General features: G+C 48.2%; 26 protein-coding genes. 2 read left to right on the top strand and 24 right to left on the bottom strand.

Annotated features, from left to right (window positions below; all coding sequences use genetic code 11):
* Positions 1-3: 3 nt before the first annotated feature.
* The 13 genes from ACFO4L_RS03205 to smc form a co-directional block, all read right to left on the bottom strand.
* On the bottom strand, positions 4-759 hold the full coding sequence (locus ACFO4L_RS03205) for a ribonuclease HII (protein WP_377908210.1): 756 nt from the start codon (positions 757-759) through the stop codon (positions 4-6).
* Between the two features lie 72 nt (positions 760-831).
* Positions 832-1,680 carry a ribosome biogenesis GTPase YlqF gene (gene ylqF / locus ACFO4L_RS03200; RefSeq protein ID WP_377908209.1) on the bottom strand — a complete coding sequence of 283 codons (849 nt, stop codon included), beginning with the start codon at positions 1,678-1,680 and terminating at the stop codon, positions 832-834.
* A 25-nt stretch (positions 1,681-1,705) separates the two neighbouring features.
* Positions 1,706-2,215, bottom strand: coding sequence for a signal peptidase I (gene lepB, locus ACFO4L_RS03195; RefSeq protein WP_377908207.1), 510 nt, complete (start codon positions 2,213-2,215; stop codon positions 1,706-1,708).
* A gap of 223 nt (positions 2,216-2,438) precedes the next feature.
* Complete coding sequence (gene rplS, locus ACFO4L_RS03190) at positions 2,439-2,789, bottom strand: 50S ribosomal protein L19 (RefSeq protein WP_377908206.1); 351 nt, start codon at positions 2,787-2,789, stop codon at positions 2,439-2,441.
* A 127-nt stretch (positions 2,790-2,916) separates the two neighbouring features.
* A complete protein-coding gene (gene trmD, locus ACFO4L_RS03185; protein WP_377908205.1) occupies positions 2,917-3,645 on the bottom strand; it encodes a tRNA (guanosine(37)-N1)-methyltransferase TrmD in 729 nt (242 codons plus the stop codon).
* Between the two features lies 1 nt (position 3,646).
* Positions 3,647-4,162 (bottom strand): ribosome maturation factor RimM, encoded by a 516-nt coding sequence (rimM, locus tag ACFO4L_RS03180; RefSeq protein WP_377908204.1) that lies wholly within the window; start codon positions 4,160-4,162, stop codon positions 3,647-3,649.
* Positions 4,155-4,577 carry a YlqD family protein gene (locus ACFO4L_RS03175; RefSeq protein WP_377908203.1) on the bottom strand — a complete coding sequence of 141 codons (423 nt, stop codon included), beginning with the start codon at positions 4,575-4,577 and terminating at the stop codon, positions 4,155-4,157. The genes rimM and ACFO4L_RS03175 overlap by 8 nt, the downstream gene beginning before the upstream one ends.
* Positions 4,578-4,654: 77 nt before the next feature.
* Positions 4,655-4,882, bottom strand: a complete 228-nt coding sequence (locus ACFO4L_RS03170) for a KH domain-containing protein (protein ID WP_377908202.1) — start codon at positions 4,880-4,882, stop codon at positions 4,655-4,657.
* 22 nt (positions 4,883-4,904) lie between these two features.
* The gene (rpsP, locus tag ACFO4L_RS03165; RefSeq protein WP_377908201.1) at positions 4,905-5,177 is read right to left on the bottom strand and encodes a 30S ribosomal protein S16; all 273 of its coding nucleotides are present in this window, start codon (positions 5,175-5,177) and stop codon (positions 4,905-4,907) included.
* Between the two features lie 191 nt (positions 5,178-5,368).
* Positions 5,369-6,712, bottom strand: a complete 1,344-nt coding sequence (gene ffh / locus ACFO4L_RS03160; RefSeq protein ID WP_377908200.1) for a signal recognition particle protein — start codon at positions 6,710-6,712, stop codon at positions 5,369-5,371.
* A gap of 11 nt (positions 6,713-6,723) precedes the next feature.
* Entirely contained in the window at positions 6,724-7,050 is a 327-nt protein-coding gene (locus ACFO4L_RS03155; RefSeq protein ID WP_377908199.1) for a putative DNA-binding protein, read from the bottom strand.
* Positions 7,051-7,119: 69 nt separating this feature from the next.
* Positions 7,120-8,115: a signal recognition particle-docking protein FtsY gene (ftsY, locus tag ACFO4L_RS03150; RefSeq protein WP_377908198.1), complete on the bottom strand. Its 996-nt coding sequence runs from the start codon at positions 8,113-8,115 to the stop codon at positions 7,120-7,122.
* Complete coding sequence (smc, locus tag ACFO4L_RS03145; RefSeq protein ID WP_377908197.1) at positions 8,112-11,702, bottom strand: chromosome segregation protein SMC; 3,591 nt, start codon at positions 11,700-11,702, stop codon at positions 8,112-8,114. Before smc ends, ftsY begins: the two co-directional genes overlap by 4 nt.
* 153 nt (positions 11,703-11,855) lie before the next feature.
* On the opposite strand from smc, the gene ACFO4L_RS03140 reads away from it, so the two are divergent.
* Both ACFO4L_RS03140 and kapB read left to right on the top strand, forming a co-directional pair.
* Complete coding sequence (locus ACFO4L_RS03140; protein WP_377908196.1) at positions 11,856-12,083, top strand: DUF1128 domain-containing protein; 228 nt, start codon at positions 11,856-11,858, stop codon at positions 12,081-12,083.
* 15 nt (positions 12,084-12,098) lie between these two features.
* Complete coding sequence (gene kapB / locus ACFO4L_RS03135) at positions 12,099-12,482, top strand: kinase-associated lipoprotein KapB (protein ID WP_377908195.1); 384 nt, start codon at positions 12,099-12,101, stop codon at positions 12,480-12,482.
* 69 nt (positions 12,483-12,551) lie between these two features.
* On the opposite strand, the gene ACFO4L_RS03130 is transcribed toward kapB, so the two are convergent.
* The 11 genes from ACFO4L_RS03130 to ACFO4L_RS03080 all read right to left on the bottom strand — a co-directional run bounded on the left by ACFO4L_RS03130 (position 12,552) and on the right by ACFO4L_RS03080 (position 22,008).
* On the bottom strand, positions 12,552-12,818 hold the full coding sequence (locus tag ACFO4L_RS03130) for a hypothetical protein (protein WP_377908194.1): 267 nt from the start codon (positions 12,816-12,818) through the stop codon (positions 12,552-12,554).
* Positions 12,819-12,916: 98 nt separating this feature from the next.
* Positions 12,917-13,693 carry a ribonuclease III gene (rnc, locus tag ACFO4L_RS03125; RefSeq protein ID WP_377908193.1) on the bottom strand — a complete coding sequence of 259 codons (777 nt, stop codon included), beginning with the start codon at positions 13,691-13,693 and terminating at the stop codon, positions 12,917-12,919.
* Between the two features lie 84 nt (positions 13,694-13,777).
* Positions 13,778-14,011 carry an acyl carrier protein gene (acpP, locus tag ACFO4L_RS03120; RefSeq protein WP_168004671.1) on the bottom strand — a complete coding sequence of 78 codons (234 nt, stop codon included), beginning with the start codon at positions 14,009-14,011 and terminating at the stop codon, positions 13,778-13,780.
* A 62-nt stretch (positions 14,012-14,073) separates the two neighbouring features.
* Positions 14,074-14,805, bottom strand: a complete 732-nt coding sequence (gene fabG, locus ACFO4L_RS03115) for a 3-oxoacyl-[acyl-carrier-protein] reductase (RefSeq protein WP_377908192.1) — start codon at positions 14,803-14,805, stop codon at positions 14,074-14,076.
* Positions 14,802-15,749 carry an ACP S-malonyltransferase gene (gene fabD, locus ACFO4L_RS03110; RefSeq protein ID WP_377908191.1) on the bottom strand — a complete coding sequence of 316 codons (948 nt, stop codon included), beginning with the start codon at positions 15,747-15,749 and terminating at the stop codon, positions 14,802-14,804. The genes fabG and fabD overlap by 4 nt, the downstream gene beginning before the upstream one ends.
* Positions 15,742-16,749 (bottom strand): phosphate acyltransferase PlsX, encoded by a 1,008-nt coding sequence (gene plsX, locus ACFO4L_RS03105; RefSeq protein ID WP_377908190.1) that lies wholly within the window; start codon positions 16,747-16,749, stop codon positions 15,742-15,744. The genes fabD and plsX overlap by 8 nt, the downstream gene beginning before the upstream one ends.
* Positions 16,746-17,321, bottom strand: a complete 576-nt coding sequence (gene fapR / locus ACFO4L_RS03100; protein ID WP_377908189.1) for a transcription factor FapR — start codon at positions 17,319-17,321, stop codon at positions 16,746-16,748. The genes plsX and fapR overlap by 4 nt, the downstream gene beginning before the upstream one ends.
* Positions 17,322-17,402: 81 nt before the next feature.
* Entirely contained in the window at positions 17,403-19,439 is a 2,037-nt protein-coding gene (gene recG / locus ACFO4L_RS03095; RefSeq protein ID WP_377908188.1) for an ATP-dependent DNA helicase RecG, read from the bottom strand.
* Complete coding sequence (gene sdaAA / locus ACFO4L_RS03090; RefSeq protein ID WP_377908187.1) at positions 19,436-20,320, bottom strand: L-serine ammonia-lyase, iron-sulfur-dependent, subunit alpha; 885 nt, start codon at positions 20,318-20,320, stop codon at positions 19,436-19,438. Before sdaAA ends, recG begins: the two co-directional genes overlap by 4 nt.
* Before the next feature lie 11 nt (positions 20,321-20,331).
* Complete coding sequence (gene sdaAB / locus ACFO4L_RS03085; RefSeq protein ID WP_377908186.1) at positions 20,332-20,994, bottom strand: L-serine ammonia-lyase, iron-sulfur-dependent subunit beta; 663 nt, start codon at positions 20,992-20,994, stop codon at positions 20,332-20,334.
* A gap of 159 nt (positions 20,995-21,153) precedes the next feature.
* A complete protein-coding gene (locus tag ACFO4L_RS03080; RefSeq protein ID WP_377908185.1) occupies positions 21,154-22,008 on the bottom strand; it encodes a DegV family protein in 855 nt (284 codons plus the stop codon).
* Positions 22,009-22,023 lie beyond the last annotated feature (15 nt).

The following is a 22,023-nucleotide window of genomic DNA, read 5'->3' as shown; positions in this document are numbered from 1 at the left end:
TCGTTATGATAAGCGATTCCTGTTCCGTACCGGTGCAAAGCTCTGCCGATGATACGGCGTTGGTCCAAGCCGGTCGAGCGCCTGTAAATGTTCACTCGTGCCATACCCTGCATTGGCTTGAAATCCGTAACCCGGGTAAATCCGGTCCAGTTCGGCCATTTCTCTGTCCCGCGTTACTTTAGCAACAATAGAAGCAGCTGCAATCGAAACGGATTTCGTATCGCCTTTCGTTAGGTTTTTTTGATTGATAGAAACCGGCAGCTCCATCGCATCTATTAACAGGTAGTCAGGCTGAACCGGCAGTCGTTCCAGCGCACGAACCATCGCTATTTTAGACGCCTCGTAGATATTGTATGTATCGATTTCTTTTGGCGTACAGCTGCCTACACCTACTGATGCACAAGCCAGAATGTCTTCAAAGAGCTGCTCTCTTTTTAGTTTCGGTATTTTCTTGGAATCATTTAGCCCTGGCAAATAAGCTTCATTCGGCAATATGACTGCTGCTGCTGTCACGCCTCCCGCTAGAGGACCTCTGCCAACTTCATCAATTCCTGCAATGGAACAATAGTCACGCAAATCACGCTCATAGCGGGTCATTTCCTGCCATAACTCCTGATACTGCTGCTCCTGCCTAAGCTTTCTGTCAAATTTTCTCAGCTCCGCCTGAACACCTCTGCGGCCGTCCTGCCTGAATGGAGCTGCAGCTTTTTCATCCGTTGACTGCTGCAGGATCTGTTTTATCGCTTTGATCGTCGCCATCAGGTACCCTCCCTCTCACCATGAAAAGGACGATACATTGATCGCCCTTATGTTTACATAATAAAATTATGGTTAATATATAGGTTTTTCAAGCGTGACTGGGCCAAACAATCCTTGTCGAAAATCACGAAAGATAATTTCCGCTGTCCGGTCATAGTCAACGTGCCCGCCCGATATCAGACAGCCCCGTCGTCTGCCGATGTCGTCAAAAAGCTGAACTTTATCGTCTGGAATCTCCTCCAGGTTGTAGCGGCTTTTCAACAGCTGCGGATATTCAGCAGCCATAAACGTTAAAAAGAATAATACAGCATCCTGAAAGTCAAATATCTCTTCTTTCACCGCGCCAGTCAGCGCCAGTCTGTAGCCGACGGCTTCATCTTCGAACTTTGGCCAAAGAATTCCTGGTGTATCCAACAACTCAAGCGTACTTCCCATTTTAATCCACTGTTGTTTCTTCGTTACGCCTGGTTTATCGCCAATATTAGCGATTTTCTTTCCAGCCAGTTTATTAATAACGGTCGATTTACCCACATTCGGTATACCAACAATCAGCGAGCGAAGCGGACGAGGATTGATACCTTTACGCTCCCACCGCTCATATAGAGGCGCTGCGAGCTTTTGCACTTCGGCCGGTATTTGTTTCATTCCTTTGCCATGCTGGGCATCTATTGTCAATGGCTTTACGTTCTCTTTTTCAAAATAGGCTTCCCACTCTTTCGTAATTTGGGGATCAGCCAAGTCAGCTTTGTTTAACAGCATTAATCTCGGCTTATTTTCTGTTACTTCTTCAATCATCGGGTTTCGTGAAGACATCGGAATACGGGCGTCCACAATTTCCATCACGACATCGATCATTTTCAGTTTTTCCGTTACCTGGCGTTTCGCTTTCGCCATATGTCCCGGATACCATTGTATTTTCAAACGTGTCCTCTCCTTTGCATCACACTTAGTTTAATAAACCGGCATTTGTTGGAGGCCAGAAAATCAACTCTGCTTTTCCGGATATTTGGTTAACCGGTACTGGTCCTATATGGCGGCTGTCGTAGCTGTTCAGCCGATTATCTCCTAGCACGTATACGTGTTCATCCGGGACCGTTAACCGCTCTTCAGAAGGTACTGCAGGCTTTTCACCTGTCAAAAATGGTTCAGCTACCGGTATGCCGTTTACCATCAGCCTGCCATCGTCATACCACAGGGTGTCACCCGGAAGCCCTATTACGCGCTTCACATAGTGTCTCTCGTCGTTCGACGTAAACACGACAATATCAAACCGTTCCGGTTCGTCAAACACGTAGCCGATATGACTGATCAGCATTCTATTCTCGTGTCTCAGCGAGGGTTCCATCGAGTCACCATCTACAACAGCGGGGGAGAAGACAAACAGCCGTACTGATACTAAAATGAGTATGCTCAACATGACTGCTGAGAACCATCTCCACTGTTCTTCAGGATACATTGCGCTCTCCTCCCTCTGCTTTTCCGAATGTACTTATAGTGTACAGGACGCCGCAGCAGATTGCATCGTGTGGATGACATCTCTTCTGTATTTCAACCGGCCGCTCGTCCTGAACAGAAAGCGATATCACAGATACGCTGGCCTTTACGCCTCCGTCTCACCTCACGTTGCACATCCAATAAAAAAACCGCCCCGGCAGACCGGGACGGCTTCCATTTCCACTTTAACGCATAGAACGCTCTGGAATACGAGCTGCTTTTCCGCGAAGAGAACGCAGATAGTAAAGCTTCGCACGACGTACCTTACCGTAGCGCTTCACTTCGAGCTTGTCGATACGTGGAGAGTGTACTGGGAAAGTACGCTCAACGCCAACATTGTAAGATACTTTACGAACGGTAAACGTAGAGCTGATTCCAGAACCGCGGCGCTTGATGACGACACCTTCGAATACCTGGATTCGCTCACGGGAACCCTCGACAACCTTTGCGTGAACACGCACAGTATCACCTGCACGAAATTCAGGGATGTCGGATTTCAGCTGTTCTTTCGTAATATCACGAATGAGTTGTTCCATTATTGTCCGCCTCCTTCCCTACAGATACTCTTGTCTGGTGCAACAGCGGAATATCTTGATCTGGCCTTTTAGCCACAAAAAACATCATATCACAGCAGATTCATGATGACAAGGCAGTTTCCTTGATTCATTGATTTTCTTCCCACGAATGAATGAGTTTCCGTTCTGCCTCTGACAACGACGCTTTTTCCAAAAGATCCGGACGGCGCTCCCATGTTCGTCGCAGCGATTGTTCTCTTCTCCACGCTTCGATCTTGGCATGATGGCCGGACAGGAGCACATCGGGAACCTTCATGCCATTAAAATCAGCTGGACGGGTATAGTGCGGGTATTCAAGCAGACCGGTGCTGAAGGAATCCGTCACGGCAGACGTATCATTGCCAAGCGCTCCCGGAAGCAATCTGGTTACACTGTCTGCAAGCGCCATAGCACCGATTTCACCTCCGGTCAGGACATAATCCCCGATCGAAATCTCATCTGTTACAAGCTCCTGTCTGATCCGTTCATCGTACCCTTCATAGTGGCCGCACAGCAGGACCAGCTCTTCTTCCTTAGCGAGCTCTTCAGCTTTCGCCTGCGTAAACCGCTCACCTTGGGGACAAAGCAGAATCACTCTGGCTTTGGATCGGTCTGTGGTATGTTCAACAGCATCAAAAAGGGGCTGTGGAGTAAGAACCATACCGCCTCCTCCTCCATACGGATAGTCGTCTACACGTTGATGCTTATCCTTGCTGAACGTCCGGAAATCAACCACGTTATAGGAAACGATTCCTTTTTCCTGAGCATTTTTCAAAATGGAGTGCTGAAACAATCCCTCGAACATTTCCGGAAACAATGTTAAGATGGATATTTTCATGCTATTCCAGCCCTTCAGGGATCCGGACGGTAATGACGCCCTCACGCTGATTGACACGTAAGACGACATCCTCTATATAAGGCAGCAGAAGCTCTCCTTTATCGGTATCAAGAACCCATACATCATTTGCACCGGGCTGAAGGATTTCTTTAACTGTGCCAACGGAATGGCCTGCTTCATCAACCGCCTCCATGCCGATGATCTCATGATAGTAAAATTCACCATCATCCAGTTCATCTTCTTCAAGCGCTGTTTTCTCAATCTTGAGCAGGCTTTCTTTTAACGCCTCTGCTTCTGTAACTCCGCTGATTTCCTCGAAGGTAAGCAGATCAAAATTTTTATGCTGCCTCCAGCTGGTAACGGTGAGAGAAACCGGAGCGCCAGACGAACCGAATGCAGTTAAGACTGCACCGGTCCGGTAACGCCGCTCCGGAAAATCAGTGCGGGAGATAACCCGCACTTCGCCGCGGATACCGTGAGTATTCACGATTTTCCCGACGTTAAGCCAATCAGTCATCTTCCATGCCTCCGTGGCGGAGTTCATGAACAACACCGTCTTTAACGACGATTTCTGTGCCTTTCATGATTTCATCCCAGTTGTCACCCTCTGCAACTTCCTCAATCATCTGGATCGTGCCTTCCCGAAGCTCCGCTCCAATTTCCAGTTCTTCAAGCTGACCGAGCTTCAGCTCAATCTGACGGATTCGTTCCTTACGCTTAGCAACTTCTTTATTAAAGCTTTCCTGAAGCGACTTTTGATACTTTGGATCGTTGTTTTCCTTCATTTTCTTATGTAGAACAAATTCCAGCTGCTTTAATTCATTGTTCAGCTTGTACTGTCGGGACAGAAACTGTTCCTGCAGCTTTGTTCTGCTGTCCTCTGTTAAAATCTGCTTTACTACCACTTTTTTGATGATCTCCAAATGGAGCACCTCCTCATAGTCATTCCCAATTAAGTATACATGGTTTTAAGAGTGAAAAAAAGAGCAGATGCCGAAGCACCCGCTCATTAACCGATATCCAGCTGAACACGCTTTTTGCTTCCGGCTCCGGCTGCAAATACAACCGAACGGACAGCTTTGGCAATTCTGCCGTGTCTGCCGATCACTTTTCCCATATCGTCCGCGTGAACCTCCAGGCGGATAAAAAGGGAATGACCTTTATCTTCTTCGGTTACACGGACGTCATCAGGGTGATCAACCAGCGCTTTTGCGATTGTTTCAACCAGTTCTTTCAACAGTCATCCACCGCCTGTTTTTTTATTTGTTGTTTTTTGCTTCGTGAAGACGCTGCATCAGGCCTTTGCTGGAGAAAAGGTTGCGAACAGTGTCGGATGGCTTAGCGCCGTCCATCATCCATTTTACAGCCTTTTCTTCATCCACGCTGAACTCCACAGGGTTCTTAAGCGGATTATATACGCCGATTTCTTCAATAAAACGTCCATCACGTGGTGCGCGGGAATCCGCAACAACTACGCGGTAGAACGGAGATTTTTTTGCTCCCATTCGTTTCAGACGAATTTTAACTGCCATGTGTTTCACCTCCAAAAATGTCTTACACGATTAATTATATTAGCATATTCAGGCCCGGGTGGCAACCCTAGTAAAGGAAAAAATCTTTACAGTACTTTCATTCCCGCAAAATCAGGGCTCAGCCTGTTTTGTCCGACTATAAAATCGAGCTATTCCACGATTATTCGGCAGCCCGAATGAAAAGACGGCACCTACATAAACGGCATTTTAAATCCGCCTTTTTTCTTCCCTTTAGACATGCCTGTCATCTGTTTCATCATCTTCTTCATTTCATCAAACTGCTTGATCAGACGATTGACTTCCTGGATGTTGCGGCCGCTGCCTTTTGCAATACGACGTTTGCGGCTTCCATTCAGCACAGCCGGATTATCACGCTCTTCTTTCGTCATACTTTTGACAATCGCTTCAATATGCGCTATCTGCTTATCATCTACCTGAAGGTTTTTCATTCCCTTCATTTTTCCTGCTCCGGGCATCATTTGCAATAGCTCATCGATCGGCCCCATGTCTTTTACCTGGGCTAACTGATCGAGAAAGTCATCAAAAGTTAAATCATTTGACCGCATTTTGCGTTCAAGCTCTTTTGCTTTTTCTTCATCCACATTTGTCTGTGCTTTTTCAATAAGACTGAGCATATCGCCCATACCGAGAATACGAGATGCCATCCGTTCAGGGTGGAATGGTTCAAGCGCATCCGATTTTTCACCCATACCAGCAAATTTAATCGGCTTGCCTGTTACGGCTTTTACTGATATAGCCGCCCCGCCTCGTGTATCCCCGTCCAGTTTCGTCATAACGATACCGGTAATTCCGAGGCGCTCGTTAAAGCTTTCTGCAACGTTCACCGCGTCCTGTCCAGTCATGGAGTCAACGACTAGCAGCACTTCATCCGGCTTGACGGCAGCTTTAATTTGATCAAGCTCTCCCATTAAATCTTCGTCTACGTGCAGACGTCCTGCTGTATCAATCAGCACATAATCGTGATGGTCTTCTTTCGCCTGCTCCACGGCCTTTTCAGCAATCTCAACCGGACTGACCTGATCGCCCATTGAAAAAACAGGCATATCGAGCTGCTTCCCTAGTGTTTCCAACTGCTTAATAGCGGCCGGCCGGTAGATATCGGCCGCTGCCATCAGCGGCTTGCGATTATGCTTTTTCCGCAGGTGAAGCGCGAGCTTTCCGGTTGTCGTCGTTTTACCCGCCCCTTGAAGACCGACCATCATCACGACTGTCGGCGGCTTTTGGGACGTATTCAATTTGCTCTGCTCTCCGCCCATAAGCGCTGTCAGCTCTTCATTTACTACTTTTATGACCTGCTGACCCGGCGTCAAACTGTCCATTACTTCCTGACCGACAGCACGTTCCTTGACGTCTTTAATAAATTGCTTTACTACTTTAAAGTTAACGTCCGCCTCCAGAAGAGCAAGCCGGACTTCCCGCATCATATCTTTAACGTCCTGCTCCGACACTTTTCCTTTGCCTTTAATCTTCTTCATGGAGCCCTGCAGACGTTCGGCTAATCCTTCAAATGCCATTTCAGCGCCTCCTACTCAATTTTTTCAAGGCCTGCGAGCAGCTGCTTCAATTTCGTATCGCTGCTGTCCTCGAGCAGATCCCTCAGCTCGTTCAGCTTCGAGCGCCGTTCTTCATATTTTTCAAGAAGCTGCAGCTTCTCTTCATATTCTTCCAGCAGCAGTTCTGTCCGGCGGATATTATCGTAGACTGCCTGTCTGCTGATGGAAAAATGTTCTGCAATTTCACCAAGAGACCAGTCATCCAGATAGTACATGGACATATACTGATTCTGTTTTTCAGTTAACAGTGCATGATAGAAATCATATAGATAATTCATGCGGATCGTTTTATCAATCATGTCTGCACCACCTTGTTAAGGACTGGACCTTTACACATTAATGCTACTTGACACTTCTTTCGCTGTCAATCAGGAACTCTCCTGCTCTTCACGTTCAATGACATCTGCGAACAAACCGTGAACATATTGATCCGGATCAAACTCGTGCAAATCTTCTACCTTTTCGCCCAGTCCAACGAATTTAACCGGAATATCCAGCTCGTTCCGTATGGCGAGGACGATTCCGCCTTTCGCTGTTCCATCAAGCTTCGTCAGAACAATTCCAGAAACATCCGTCGCCTCTCCGAACATCTTCGCCTGCGTCATCGCATTTTGCCCGGTCGTAGCGTCCAGAACGAGGAGAACCTCATGAGGAGCATCCGGAATTTCCCTCGTCAACACACGCTTTACTTTCTCCAGCTCTTTCATGAGATTCACTTTATTTTGCAGGCGGCCCGCTGTATCACACAAAAGAACATCTGCCTTTCTGGATTTAGCAGACTGGATCGCATCATACATGACAGCTGCCGGATCAGAGCCTGCCTGCTGCTTCACAACCTCGACACCTGCACGCTCTCCCCAAACTTCCAGCTGTTCAATCGCACCTGCTCGAAAGGTATCACCGGCTGCAAGCATGACACGGCGGCCTTCGTCTTTAAATTTTTGAGCCATTTTCCCGATCGTAGTCGTTTTACCAACGCCGTTTACGCCGACGAATAATATGACGGTCAGGCTGTCGTCCTGCATGTTCAGCTTTGTTTCCTGATCATCACGGACGAGCAGCTCCGAAAGCTTTTCGGAAATCAGCGGCTGCAGGTCAATTGATTTTTTTATGTTTTGTCTTAATGCCTCATCCCGCAGTTCGTCTACAAGCTCCATGACTGTGTTCACGCCGACATCAGAAGCGATCAGAATATCCTCGAGCTCTTCGAAGAATTCTTCATCCACGGTTCTGTAATCCATCATAAGCTCATTCATTGCGCCTACGAACGATTCACGCGTTTTCGTCAGCCCGTCCCGGAACTTATCCGTTACTTGTTCCGTCTGGTTTGACAATTTATCCTTTAACTTCTTAAAAAAACTCATTTATTTTCCTCCTTCAATGCTCCCGCCTCGACAAGCTCTCTGCTTTCCTCCAAGCGGACCGACACGATATCAGAGACGCCGGACTCTTGCATGGTGATGCCGTAGAGAGCGTCCGCTTCCTCCATCGTGCCCTTCCGGTGCGTCACCACGATAAACTGAGTATCACGACTGAATTCTTTCAAGTAAGAAGCAAATCGGTGCACATTAGCTTCATCAAGGGCTGCTTCTACTTCATCCAGGACGCAGAACGGCACTGGTCTGGCGCGAAGAATGGCAAACAGCAGCGCGATAGCTGTAAGTGCACGCTCTCCTCCCGAAAGAAGCGCAAGATGCTGCAGCTTTTTACCTGGGGGCTGAGCCGTAATATCTACGCCTGTATGGAGCAGGTCATCCCCGTTTGTGAGCTCCAAAGATGCCCTGCCGCCGCCGAATAACGACCGGAATACATCTTTAAAATGGGTTTGAATTTCTGTGAAAGCATCCATAAACCTCGTTGTCATTTCGGTGTCCATTTCCTTAATTATCGCTTCCAGAGAAGCTTTTGCTTCTTCCAAATCCATCTGCTGACCGCTTAGGAATTCAAAGCGTTCTTTCACTTCCCCATATTCATCAATAGCTCCGATGTTTACAGGGCCAAGCTCTTCCATGCTCATTTTTAGCAGCTTCACCTTACGGACAGCATCTTCAATCGGCTCCTGCAGAGGGAGTTCGGCCTCCGCTGCCTCAAACGTCAGCTCATACTCCTGCTGAAGTTTTTCCAGCCTTGTATCCAGCTCGACATCCAGGCGCCCTTTCTCTAATTCTACAGAATGTTTTTGCTCGCTGCAGTATGTGAGCTGGTTTCGTGCTCTCGAACAAGCTTCATCCAGCTCCTCAACTTCGTCAGCAAGCTGCTTTCTCGTTTCTTTAAGATTTGCCAGCTCGCGCTGCAGACGCTTCCGCTCGGCTCTGCTTTCTTTCAGATTCTCCTCTATACTGGACGAATCAAGTGCCGATTCACTGAGTTCTGCTTCAAGCAGGCTGTTCGCTTCATCTTTTTCTATAATTTCTCTCGTCAGCTTCTGAACTGCTGCCTGAATTCGCTCATTATTCTCCCGAGCACTGCGAACCTGCTCCTGGACGGCAGCTTTCACTGCTTTTAATTCGGAGATACGTTCACGCAGCTCCTCTTCGCGGGTCCGATCCTCTTCACGGGCTTCGGTTAATTCAGAGATTTGCTTATCTGCTTGTGCAAGCTTCCGCTCTGCTTCATTCAATAAAGACTGCTTTTCCTGTTTTTTCGCAGTAGCAGCGGCAAACTCACGCTTCATTTCCTCCAGCTCGAAGCGGAGCTGCTCTGTACGTTCTTCTTCGTGCTGCTTTTTCAAAGTCAATTCTTCATAGGCGCTGCGTGCCGCAGCTTCTGCTTCTGTAACTGCTTCTGCTTTTTTCCGAGTTTCCGCCAATTGGTCGTTCAGCCTGCTCCCTGCACGTTTCGTTTCAGCGAGCTGTGTTTCGGCTTTATCTGTCTGCTGCTGCAGCTTATCCTTCTGAGCCTGCAGCTTATCGATCTCCTGTCTGCGCCCTAATAGAGAAGCCTGCTTGGTCTGACGGCTTCCACCTGTCATTGAGCCACCTGCATTAACGATGTCGCCTTCCAGCGTGACGACTCGATAGCGGTGCTGAACAGCCGCTGCCGCAAGCTTTGCCTGGTCCAGCGTCTCCGTCAGGATCACATTTCCAAGAAGATGCTCTACGACACGTTCGTGCGCCTTATCGGAAGTTACCGCTTCTGCAGCCGTTCCGAGGCAGCCTTCTACTTGATTTAGTTTCTTGCGGTCTGCTGCACCAATTGTTCGCGGCTTTATCGTCGTGAGCGGAAGAAATGTGGCGCGGCCGAGCTTATGCTTTCTCAAATAGCCAATCGCTTTCTGAGCCGCAGACTCATCGTTCGTCACGACATGCTGCTGAGCTGCGCCAAGTGCTGTTTCCAGTGCTGTAGTATGTGATTCCGGAACGTGAATGAGCTCGGCCACGGCCCCCGCAATACCTGGAAAACGATGATCCTTGTCCTTCAGTAATTCTTTAACACCGTGAAAGAACCCGCTGTATTCCTGCTGCATCGTTTTCATGGATTCCAATTTAGCATCCAGCTGATGCAGCCGATGGAGTGCTTCATAATAAAAGGTCTCTTTTTTTTCATACGACTTGCGAAGTTCATCGTACTGCAAATTCGTTTCTTTCCAGGATTTCTGAAGGTCTTTCTTTTGCTGGACCTGCTGATTCCAATTATTTTCTGCTGTCTGAAATGCGTCAATCAGTTCATCGAGCTCCGCCTGCCGCTTCTCATAAGCCTCCGTTTTTGATGCTGCTACACGTTCTGACCGCTCCAGCTGGTCCTGTATAAATTTGAGATCGTTGGCGGCACTTGTCTTATGATTTAACAACTCAAAATACTCGCTTTTCCAATCTTCCAACACGGATTCTTTATCTCCGGTTGCCGCTGACAAACGCGTTAATAAACGCTGCAGCTCTTCGTCTGCCTCCTCTGCTTTTTTAACCGCTTCTTCCAAAACAGACTGCGCACGGCTTCGTTCAGATTCGAGCGCTTCCCGCTCTGCCTGAAGCTGTTCCAGCTCTTTACGGTATTGCGTTCTATTTTCCGAATAGTGCTTTTTTCGTTCGTTCCACAGCTCACGAAGACCTTCCTGCTTTTCTGCTTCTTCACTTGCAAGCAGCAGCTGGTTCTGCACGTCGTCCAGCTTTGTTTCTGCATTTTCAAGCAGCTTGCGGCGCCGGTCTTTTTCCTTTTGCTGCCCTTTCAGCGCACTGGCAGCACGTTGATGCTGCGACTCAAGCTCCTGCAGCTTTTCACCGGCCATTGACCATTTCTCGTGCCGCTCTTTTATCTCTTCAACAAGCACGCCTGTCTCCACTTGGCGAAGATCATCCTTAAGCCCCAGAAATTCCTCTGCCACGGAAGCCTGTTCTTTTAATGGTTCCAGTCTGGATTCAATTTCATACAGAATGTCTCTGACTCTGCTAAGATTGTCCTCCGTATCATGAAGCTTTTTAGCAGCCTGCTGTTTGCGCTGTTTATATTTACGAACGCCGGCAGCTTCTTCGAATATCGCGCGGCGGTCTTCCGATTTTGAGCTTAAGATTTCTTCCACCCGTCCCTGGCCGATAATAGAAAATGATTCTCTGCCGATACCGGAATCCATAAAAAGCTCAATAATATCCTTCAATCGGCACGGCTGGCCGTTCATTAAGTATTCACTGTCTCCAGAGCGAAAAACTCTTCTAGTGACGGCAACTTCGGTATAATCAACGGACAGCTGCTTTTTCTCATTATTTAATACGAGCGTGACTTCCGCCATGTTCTGGGCGGCTCTTCCCTCGCTGCCTGAAAAAATGATGTCTTCCATTTTGGCACCGCGCAGATTACGGGCGGATTGTTCACCCAGCACCCACCTGACACTGTCTGATATATTGCTTTTCCCGCTGCCGTTAGGTCCGACAACTGCGGTCACGCCGTTTTCGAACTCTACTGATACAGCCTTCGCAAACGATTTAAAGCCCGACAGTTCAAGCCGCTTCAGGAACATGCCACTCACCTCTGTTTCTAGTAAAATAATCGTTCTAACCAGCCTATTTTATCACAGTTCGGCTGTATTATTAACAACCCCTTTAAAAACGAGTGTATCCATCGTGCGGGCATGTTATCATAAACAGTATATGAATTGGAAAGGATGATAATAGTGGAAGAAAAAGAAGCGCGAAAACAAGAAATTGAGAAAATGATCGATGATATAAAAACGAAGCTGCAAATTGTTAATGCTGGTGCGATGAAGTCGGAATTTTACGCAGCTGACCAGTATGAAGAAATTAAAGAGATTCATCAAATGGTGATGGCGAAGCCGTCTTTCAGCGTGAACGAAATGGATGCCATCGTTAGTGAACTTGGTGCAATGAGGAACAAAGCATAGCAGGAGGTGACTGGAATGGAAACGGGAGAGCTGGTAACGTGCACGTATAAAACAGGCCGGTATATCGGCAAGCTGATCGATCCTACTCCGGCTAAACCAACGTCTGTTGTTCAGATCCTCGCTGTTCTGCGCCATCCGGTGCAAGGTGATCTTCATCAGCCGGGTCAAACCGACGTTGCTTTGTTTCAGGAACGAAAGGCGCTTGCATTTAATGAAAAAGCAAACATTCCGGACACCCACCTCAAGCCTTACAGCGGCGATGTACCAGACTATAACGAATCCCTTATTCGTGCCGTTGAACTGTTTGAGGAAGGGCTCGTAAACGAGCACAGTCCATTTGCAGATGCCTCGCTGCAAGCACTGCGGAGCCTGCAGCGGGACTACCGCTTAAAACCATAGTTTCATACCTGTACAGAAAAAGAGCTTCGCGGATAAGCCCGCGAAGCTCTTTTCAGAGTGTTGATAACGTCATTTCAGGTGAATCACGTTGCATCTGCCTGTATCTGCGGAGACTCGCTTACCGGTAGCAACGGTCTCGGCTTTCCCATCTTCCATTGGAAGCGCTGGATCTTCGCCACGTTCTGAGCCGAAGTCCTTCGATGCCGGCAGCTGGCAGTGCGTTTCACGTGCCTGGTTATGCCTGCGCGATTGGCTTTCATACGGATAGAACCTTCCCGATGTGTCCAGCGTGCCCGTGGAAGCCGCACCATCCTCCCGTGCCTCTTTTCCCTTCATACTGGGTCACCCTGAGAAATAGCTGAAGGCCAGGCCACGGCAGGCTACTTTAAGTAGAGAGAAAATCAAACGATTAAACATGTAAATTGAAAGACTTTTTAACCCTGTTTTTCATCTTCATTTAATTTTTCAAGCGCTTTTTGCGCCGCCATTTGCTCTGCCTCTTTTTTTGAACGTCCGCTTCCTCGTCCGAGCGGATCTTCATCCAATAAAACCTCTGAAACGAACTCGCGCGAGTGGGCCGGACCTTTTTCTTGCACGATGCGATATACGACCTGCCCCTGATTCTCTCGCTGAATCAGTTCCTGCAGCTGACTTTTAAAATCCATCATGTGTGAAAATTCGCCGTCATGAATTTTTGGATACACATAATCCTCCAAAAAGGCATAGACAGCATCCATTCCGGAATCTAGGTAGAGCGCTCCGATGAACGCTTCAAAGACATCCGCAAGCAAAGCTGGCCGCTCTCTTCCACCGGTCATTTCCTCTCCCTTGCCGAGAAGCACGTAATCGCCGAACTTCAATTCTTCCGCATTTTTCGCAAGGGATGGCTCGCATACGATGGCAGCTCTGAGTTTGGTCATCTCGCCTTCGCTCATGTGTTCGAAGAGCTTGAACAAATATTGGGAGATGGCCAATTCCAAAACAGCATCGCCGAGGAACTCAAGCCGCTCATTGTCATCATGAGGACGAATCCGATGCTCGTTAACATAGGACGAATGAGTGAATGCCTGAATAAACAAATCTTCTTTCTGATAGGTTGCACCTATATCATCCAAAAACTGTTTGTATTTGGCTTTTTGTGCTTTTGTCATTTGCAATTTTTTACCGTGACGCTTCATGCCGCGCCTGTAAATCTTTCTTGATTGCTGCATGAGAAAACCTCCACCAGTCTCAATTGTCGGTACAGAGATGCTGAAGAGATGACCCGGACGGCCGGACCGGCCGCCCGGCATATCTTATTTGTGACTCTCTATGTAGTCTACAACATCTCCAACTGTCTCAATCTTCTCTGCATCTTCATCAGAGATTTCGAGATCAAATTCATCTTCTAGTTCCATAACCAGTTCAACTACATCTAGAGAATCTGCACCGAGATCATCCTTGAACGTAGCTTCCCGCTTTACTTCGGATTCATCTACTCCAAGTCGCTCAGAGACGATTTTTGCAATGCGTTCCTGCTTTGTTGCCATGTGTTTCACCTCCTTCCGCTATTATAGGATAAAGCAGTCTCAAATACTAGCAGTTTTCAAGCTCAAGGCATGTACATTCCGCCGTCAACGTGCAGCGTCTGTCCTGTCATATACGCAGAACTGTCTGAAGTTAAAAAACGAACCACTTTTGCAATATCAGCGCCAGCCCCAAGTCTTCCAAGCGGAATTTGCTCTTGAAGAGCTTCTTTTTGTTCATCAGTAAGTTCATCTGTCATTTCAGTTGAAATAAAACCAGGTGCAACAGCGTTGACCAGGATATTCCGATTAGCAAGCTCTCTCGCCATTGATTTAGTGAACCCAATGACCCCGGCTTTCGATGCAGCATAATTGGCCTGCCCCGCATTCCCTAGTGCTCCGACAACGGAGGAGATATTAATAATTCTTCCACTCCGCTGCTTCATCATAGGGCGTGTTACAGCTTTTGAACAATTGAATACACCTTTTAAATTCGTTGAGATGACTTCATCAAATTCAGATTCTTTCATTCGCATTAACAGATTATCCCGGGTAATGCCTGCATTATTAACGAGTACATCCACCGACCCGAAGGAGTCTATAACTGTTTTTACCATCTCTTGGGCAGAATCACTGTTCCCGACATCCGCCTGAATGATTAGTGCTTCGACCCCTTTTGCACGGCATTCTTCAGCCGTCTGTTCTGCTTTTTCTTGATTACCTGAATAATTGACGGCTACGTTCATACCTGCTTCAGCCAGCTCCAGACAAACGGCACGGCCGATGCCTCTGGAACCTCCTGTTACGAGTGCGTTCATGACTGATCCTCTCCTCCCAGCTGTGAAACAGCTTTCTCAAGCGTTTCCTTATCGTACACCGGTATCGCCGCAGCCCGGCGATCCATCTTTTTCACAAGTCCGCACAGCACTTTGCCTGGACCAGCTTCAATAAAAGTTGTTACCCCTTCGTTCAGTAAATACTTTATCGTATCCTCCCACTTTACCGGCGAATAAATCTGCTGCTCGAGAAGCTGACCTGCTGCTTCACGTGAGACAGGCTCTGCCGTTACGTTCGCAATCACAGTTATATCCGCTTCTCCAAGATGGAGATGAGCAAGCACTTTTTTCATTTCTTCTGCTGCCGGCTTCATCAGGCTGGAATGAAACGGTCCGCTGACAGGAAGTTCAATCGCCCGCCTTGCTCCTGCCGCTTTCGCTAGTTCAACCGCGCGCGCGACACCTTCCGCCCGGCCTGAAATAACGATTTGACCAGGAGAATTAAAATTTGCCGCCTCTACGACACCAGCTTCTTCAGAGGCCTGCTCCAGTACAGCAGAGAGCGGTTCCCGCTCCAGACCGAGAATCGCAGCCATCGCCCCTTCTCCTGACGGCACAGCTGCTTCCATCAGCTGTCCTCGTCGACGTACAGCCTGAATCCCTTCAGAAAAGGAAAGCATGCCGGATGCCGTTAAAGCAGTATATTCTCCGAGACTGTGCCCTGCAGCATAATCCGCCTGAACGCCGCGGTTTTTCAGAACTTCCCACACTGCCGTACCTACAGCATAAAGGGCAGGCTGCGTATTTTCTGTCTGCTTTAAGAACGCTTCCGATCCGGTAAAGATGGAATCGGAAAATGCTTCATTCAGCGATTCATCTGCAAGTCGAAAAACTGCCTCCGCTTCTTTATAGGTGTCAAACAGCTCTTTTCCCATTCCAGTCTGCTGTGACCCTTGACCTGGAAACAATACTGCTGTTTTAGTCATGGTATTCCTCCTTTGCTGAAATGTCGGTCATGACGTCTTTAATCCGATTCGTCACCTTTTCATCATGCATTTGTTTCGCTTGTTTCACAGCGCTGAAAAACGCTCGGGCGTCTGAAGAGCCGTGCGCTTTAACAACAGGTGCATTTAGTCCGAAGAGGCCGGCACCGCCATACTCGGAATAATCCATCTTATTTTTCACACGTTTAAATGCAGGCTTCAGGACGGCTGCTGCAAGCTTATTTTTAAATGATGATGTCAATTCCTGTTTCAGGATTGAGAATAATGAGATCGCTGTTCCTTCAATTGATTTGAGCACGAGGTTCCCCGAAAAGCCATCGCATACTACGACGTCTGCAGCACCATCCAAGAGTTCACGGGATTCCACATTTCCGACAAAGTCAAACGGGGCATCCTGCATCATCGTGAATGCTGCTTTTGCAAGCTCCGTGCCTTTTCCTTCCTCAGAACCGACATTCAAAAGCCCAATTCGCGGACGTTTCACCCCCCGCACCTGCTTCATGTAAATATCGCCCATTACCGCATACTGCAGTAAATGTTCAGGCTTTGCTTCCATATTTGCGCCTACATCAAGCAGCAGAAATCCGCCGCCGTCAATCGTCGGCAGCATCGGCGAAAGGGCAGGCCGGTCAATCCCTTTAATGCGCCCTACGTGCAGCAGTCCCGCAGTCATCAATGCGCCGGTATTCCCTGCTGAAATACATGCGTCTGCTTCGCCTTCTTTCACTTTTCGAACTGCGGTTACCATAGATGAATCTTTTTTTCTTCTCACTGCACGCACTGGTGCGTCATCATTATCAATGACTGAATCTGTGTGAAGAACGGTCACTCTGTCGCCAAATGATTCCATACCGTTGATACGTTTTTCGTCGCCGATCAGCAAAACGTGCAGATCAGCATATGTATTCAGGGCCGTACGACACCCTTCCAGTACAGCGTCCGGGGCGTTATCACCACCCATGACATCTACTGCCAGTCTCATAACTGCTCCTCCTTTTCAGGTCTGTCACTCCTGAACATATGAAATTCTCCTTTAAATACGGGATGCTGGCCAACGAAGCTTTCGACGTTCACGATCGTTCGCGAGCCCCGGATATCTGCTACCCTCGCTTTAGCAATTACTCGTTCTCCAGCTTGAACCTGTCTCGTAAACGATACGGATGCATCTGCCGTCAGCGCGAGTTCATCGTTGATGACCGCAACGGCAAGCGAATTAGCCTGCGCAAATAAATGGTGGCCTCTCGCTATATTTTGTCTTGTAAAGACATGCTCCTGTTTAATATCGAGAATCGAAATGGCATAGCTGTCCAGTTCAAGATCCACAATTTCACCAATAATCTCTTCTTCGGCAAGTGCCTTCACCGGGTCATACTGTTTTCTAGCTACTCCCTTAATTCTCTCTCTAACTTCAGGAATACTAAGCTCCAGTCTGTCCAGACGGATGGTTTGGACACTTACTTCAAATTTTTTAGCAAGCTCATCATCTGTGATAAACGGATCTTCTTCGATATACTGCTGGAGCTTCGGCTGCCGCAGCTTTTTCGTCCATTTCATTCGGCCATCTCCTCTGCACTACTAGGACTAGGTACTAATTGTAGTATATAGCTAACACCTTCCCATTTCAACAGGAAGGTGTCAGTCTATCCGTTGAGAAAGATCACCAGCTTGTCTGGCGAGAGCTTCCCGCAGCGGGAGATACTCGTCTCGCTTCCAAAATGCTTCTGACTGCACCAGCTTAGCCGCATCGTCACGTGCTGCCTCAAGAGCACGGTAATCCTCTACGATATCTGCTACCTTCAGCTGCGGCAGACCGCTTTGCTTATAACCGAAAAAATCTCCAGGTCCGCGCATTTCCAGATCACGTCTCGACAGTTCAAAACCATCTGTTGTCTCTGTCATTATCGCCATTCGCTCTCTGCCGGACTCTGACTTTGGGTCTGCAAGCAGAATACAATAAGACTGTTCGCTTCCTCTGCCTACTCTGCCGCGAAGCTGATGAAGCTGGGCAAGCCCGAAACGGTTTGCATCGTAGATGACCATAACCGAGGCATTCGGGACGTTTACGCCGACTTCGACAACGGTGGTGGAGACCAGAATGTCAATCTTTCCGGAAGCAAACGCCTGCATTACCTCTTCTTTTTCCTGCGAGGGCAGTCTGCCGTGCATCAGACCCGTTGTCAAATCTGGAAGCGCCGCCTGAAAACGGGCGTGCAGATCAATGGCGTTTTGCACATCCAGCACTTCTGATTCTTCAATCAACGGACAAATCACGTACGTCTGCCTCCCCTTAGCGACTTCTTTTTGGATAAACTGCATCACTCTAGGCAGTGTCTCCGGCTTTGCCCAGTATGTTTCAATCTGCTTTCGGCCAGCCGGCATTTCATCAATTGTCGAAACATCCATATCACCGAATGCAGTAATAGCCAGGGTTCTTGGAATCGGAGTAGCTGTCATAAAAAGCACATCCGGATTCAATCCTTTTTCCCGAAGCACCCGTCGCTGCTGCACGCCGAATCGGTGCTGTTCATCTGTGATAACGAGCCCGAGGTGTTTAAAATCAACAGTTTCCTGAATCAGTGCATGAGTCCCGGTAACGACATCAATCGTTCCATCTTTCAATTGCTCCAGAATCGTACGTTTTTCCGCTGTTCTGGATGACCCGGATAAATGGCCCACACGAATCCCCGTGCCCTCGTAAAGCTTCGTGAGCGATTCATAGTGCTGTTCAGCAAGGATTTCTGTCGGGACCATCAGAGCTCCCTGGCTGCCAGAACGAACCGCTGCAAGCAGCGCAGCTGCGGCTACAATCGTTTTACCGGAGCCAACATCCCCCTGTAAAAGCCGGTTCATTCTGAAAGGAGACTGCATATCCGTAAGTATTTCATCCAGAACGCGCTGCTGTGCACCCGTCAGCGGAAATGGAAGGGAGTCAACAAATGCAGAAACAGCTCCCTCCGGCCATTCCTTAGCTGTTCCTTCAGAAGATTCGCGCGCTTTACGGCGGAATAACTGCATTTTTAACTGAAATAGAAGCAGCTCCTCATATACCATCCTGCGCTTAGCTTGTTTAAACTCATCCATATCTTCCGGAAAATGCAGCGATTTACACGCTTCCGGACGCGGCATCAGCCGGTACTTTTCCATCGCCTGCTCCGGAAGAATTTCGGGTATGTCCTGCTGATAAAGTTCATATGCGGCGGCAATCCATTTCCGTAAGGATGCAAGCTTTATGTCACCTTTTAATGAATAAACAGGCTCAAATGCCCCTTCCGCTGCCCCGCTTTTGATGATTGCCCCCTGCACAGCAAGGCGGTGTTTATCAAATTTCCCATGGTAGATAACGTGATCGCCTGGAGAAATCTGCCGCTTTAAAAACGGCTGATTAAAGAAAACAGCCTGCACTAACACGCCGTCTGATAAAATTCGCAGCGTAAGCCTCGATTTTTTTCGACCGTAAAAGCGCAGCTCAGGCTCACTGTGAACGGTGCCTTGGAGCGTCACACGTTCTTCATGCTGTACCTCGTCAGCCCGCCGAATTGAGAAATCATCATAGCGAAACGGAAAGTAAAATAACAAATCCTCGACTGTAGCTATGTTCAGCTGGGCAAGCTGTTCTTCAGCTCTTCCTCCAATCCCTTTCAGAGATGTTACAGGCTGCTCCAGAACATTCACGCTTTTTGTTTCTCTCCAAAAATCTCATCGCGCAGGCGACGGCCGGTCGGCGTTCCCGCTAGTCCGCCTTCACCGGTTTCCTTCAGTGCAGTAGGCATATTCTGCCCGATTCGATACATGGCGTCAATCACTTCATCACATGGGATTTTGCTCTCAATCCCCGCTAAAGCGAGATCTGCCGCTACCAGGGCGTGTGACGCCCCGAATGCATTACGCTTTACGCATGGAACTTCTACAAGTCCTGCAACCGGGTCACACACAAGCCCGAGCATGTTCTTCAATGCAATTGCCATCGCCTGCTGAGACTGGCGGGGAGTGCCTCCGGCCATTTCCACAATGGCAGCTGCAGCCATACCTGTCGCGGATCCGACTTCAGCCTGGCAACCTCCCGCAGCCCCTGAAATTGAAGCGTTGTTCGCAATCACGAATCCGAATGCACCGCTCACGAATAAGTAGCGGACCATTTGTTCTCGGGTTGGATTCAACTTATCCTTTACAGCAAACAGCGTTCCGGGAACCACCCCTGCTGCTCCTGCAGTCGGGGTCGCACAAATCGTTCCCATTGCTGCATTTACTTCATTTGTTGACATAGCTTTCGCAACAGCATCCAGCGTCAAATGACCGGACAGTGTATCATGAAGCATCATGTATTCATGGAGCTTCTTTCCATCCCCTCCTGTCAATCCAGAAACGGATCGTACGCTTTCCGTAATGCCCCGGTTGACCGCACGCTCCATGACATCCAGGTTCCGTTCCATCTGAGCAAAAATATCTTCCCGAGATCGATCGTGTACTTGCATCTCCTGACGAATCATTACTTCTGAAATCTGAATTTGTTCTTTATCAGCCAGTGAAACGAGTTCTTCTGCATTTCGAAACATGGTCTTCCCTCCTACTCGTGAATCTTTGTAACCTGCCGCACGTGCTCAACTTTCTTTAATTCACCCAGAGTGCGTGCCGTTACATTTTGATCAACTTCTATCACCATAAGTGCATCTTTCCCCTGTTCTTTTCGTGACACTTCCATGTGGCCGATATTAAGCTGCCGGGCAGCCAGGATAGAGGCGACACCTGCCACTACACCGAACCGATCATCGTGCACGACAAGTATGGCCGGATGATTTCCGCTTAAGCGGAGTTCAAATCCATTTAATTCTTTTATTTCCACTTTTCCTCCCCCGATTGAAATGCCAGCAAGCGACATTTCATAGTCCCCGGAACGAAGGACGACTTTAACTGTATTCGGATGGTGGCTGACCTCATCTTCTTCGATGAAACGGGATCGTATGCCTGCTTTTTCTGCTTCCCGGTAGGCATCTTTTATTCGTTCGTCGCTTGTATCAAATCCTAATACGCCTCCGAGAAGTGCTACATCTGTACCGTGCCCCTGATACGTTTTTGCAAATGATCCGTAAAGATGAAAATCTGCCTCTTCAGGCGCTTTTCCGAACAGCTGCCTTGCAACGAGTCCGATTCTCGCAGCCCCAGCAGTATGAGAGCTGGAAGGCCCGATCATGACAGGGCCGATGATTTCAAACACACTCCGGTATTTCATATTAATCTACCTCCCGCTTCGATTGAAAGCGCTATCGTCTTATTATTTTCCTAATATATCATCTCATATCCCAGGTCATTCGTAAACGGCGGTTCCCTTCACACAGAAGAAATCTTCACAGCATATGCCGTGAAGATTTATCAAGCGCTTCATCCATCACTATCGTTTCACAGGTGCAGCACTGATGGAGATCGTACCCGGCCCAACATGCGTGCCGATTACAGGACCGATCGAGGTGATGACCTCCTGCTGAACGTCAAACTGCTCTTTCATGGAATCCATGAATGCGTTTGCCTCATCCTCAGCCAACGCGTGGGAGATACCGACATGGAGCGGCTTTCCGTTAAATCGCCTCAAAAATTCCGCTCTGATTCGCTGGCCGGCCTTTTTAGAGCCGCGCACTTTTTCGAAAGGGAATACTTCTCCTTCTTCCGTAAGCGACAGGATCGGCTTTATCTTTAAAAGGGAGCCCATTAACGCAGAAGCTTTTCCAATCCGGCCATTTTTTTGCAGGTATTCGAGCGTGTCCACCATAAAAAACACCGTTGTTTCTTCTACAAGTGTGTCGATTCTGGCGAGAATCTCCTTCTCATCTGCACCTGCTGCTGCAAGCTCTGCAGCTTCAACGACGATCAGCCCGATCGCATAAGAAGCACGCTTTGAATCAATTACATGCAGCCGGTCTGACGCTTCTATCGTATCTTTCGCAATGGAAGCAGCTTGAAATGTACCACTCAGCTTTGCAGATAGATGAATCGAAATGACTGTATCACCGTTTTGCAGCAAGTCGTTGTAAATCGCTTCAAACTGAGCCGGTGTAGGCTGAGAGGTAGTCGGAATTTTATCCGCATCAGCCAGTTTCTCATAGAATTCATCTGACGTAAGCGTCACCCCGTCCTCAAACGAATCTTCGCCGAAGTGGACTTTCAACGGTACTACTTCAATGTTCAGTTTATCCGTCCATTCTTTCGGAATATCAGCTGTAGAATCAGTTACAATTTTTACTGCTGCCATGATCATGCCGCCCCC

It is taken from the genome of Bacillus daqingensis, from assembly GCF_042654445.1.
Taxonomy (GTDB): Bacteria; Bacillota; Bacilli; order Bacillales; family Salisediminibacteriaceae; genus Alkalicoccus; species Alkalicoccus luteus.
Note: the sequence above shows the minus strand (reverse complement) of the source record. Positions and strands in the feature narration are given on the sequence as shown.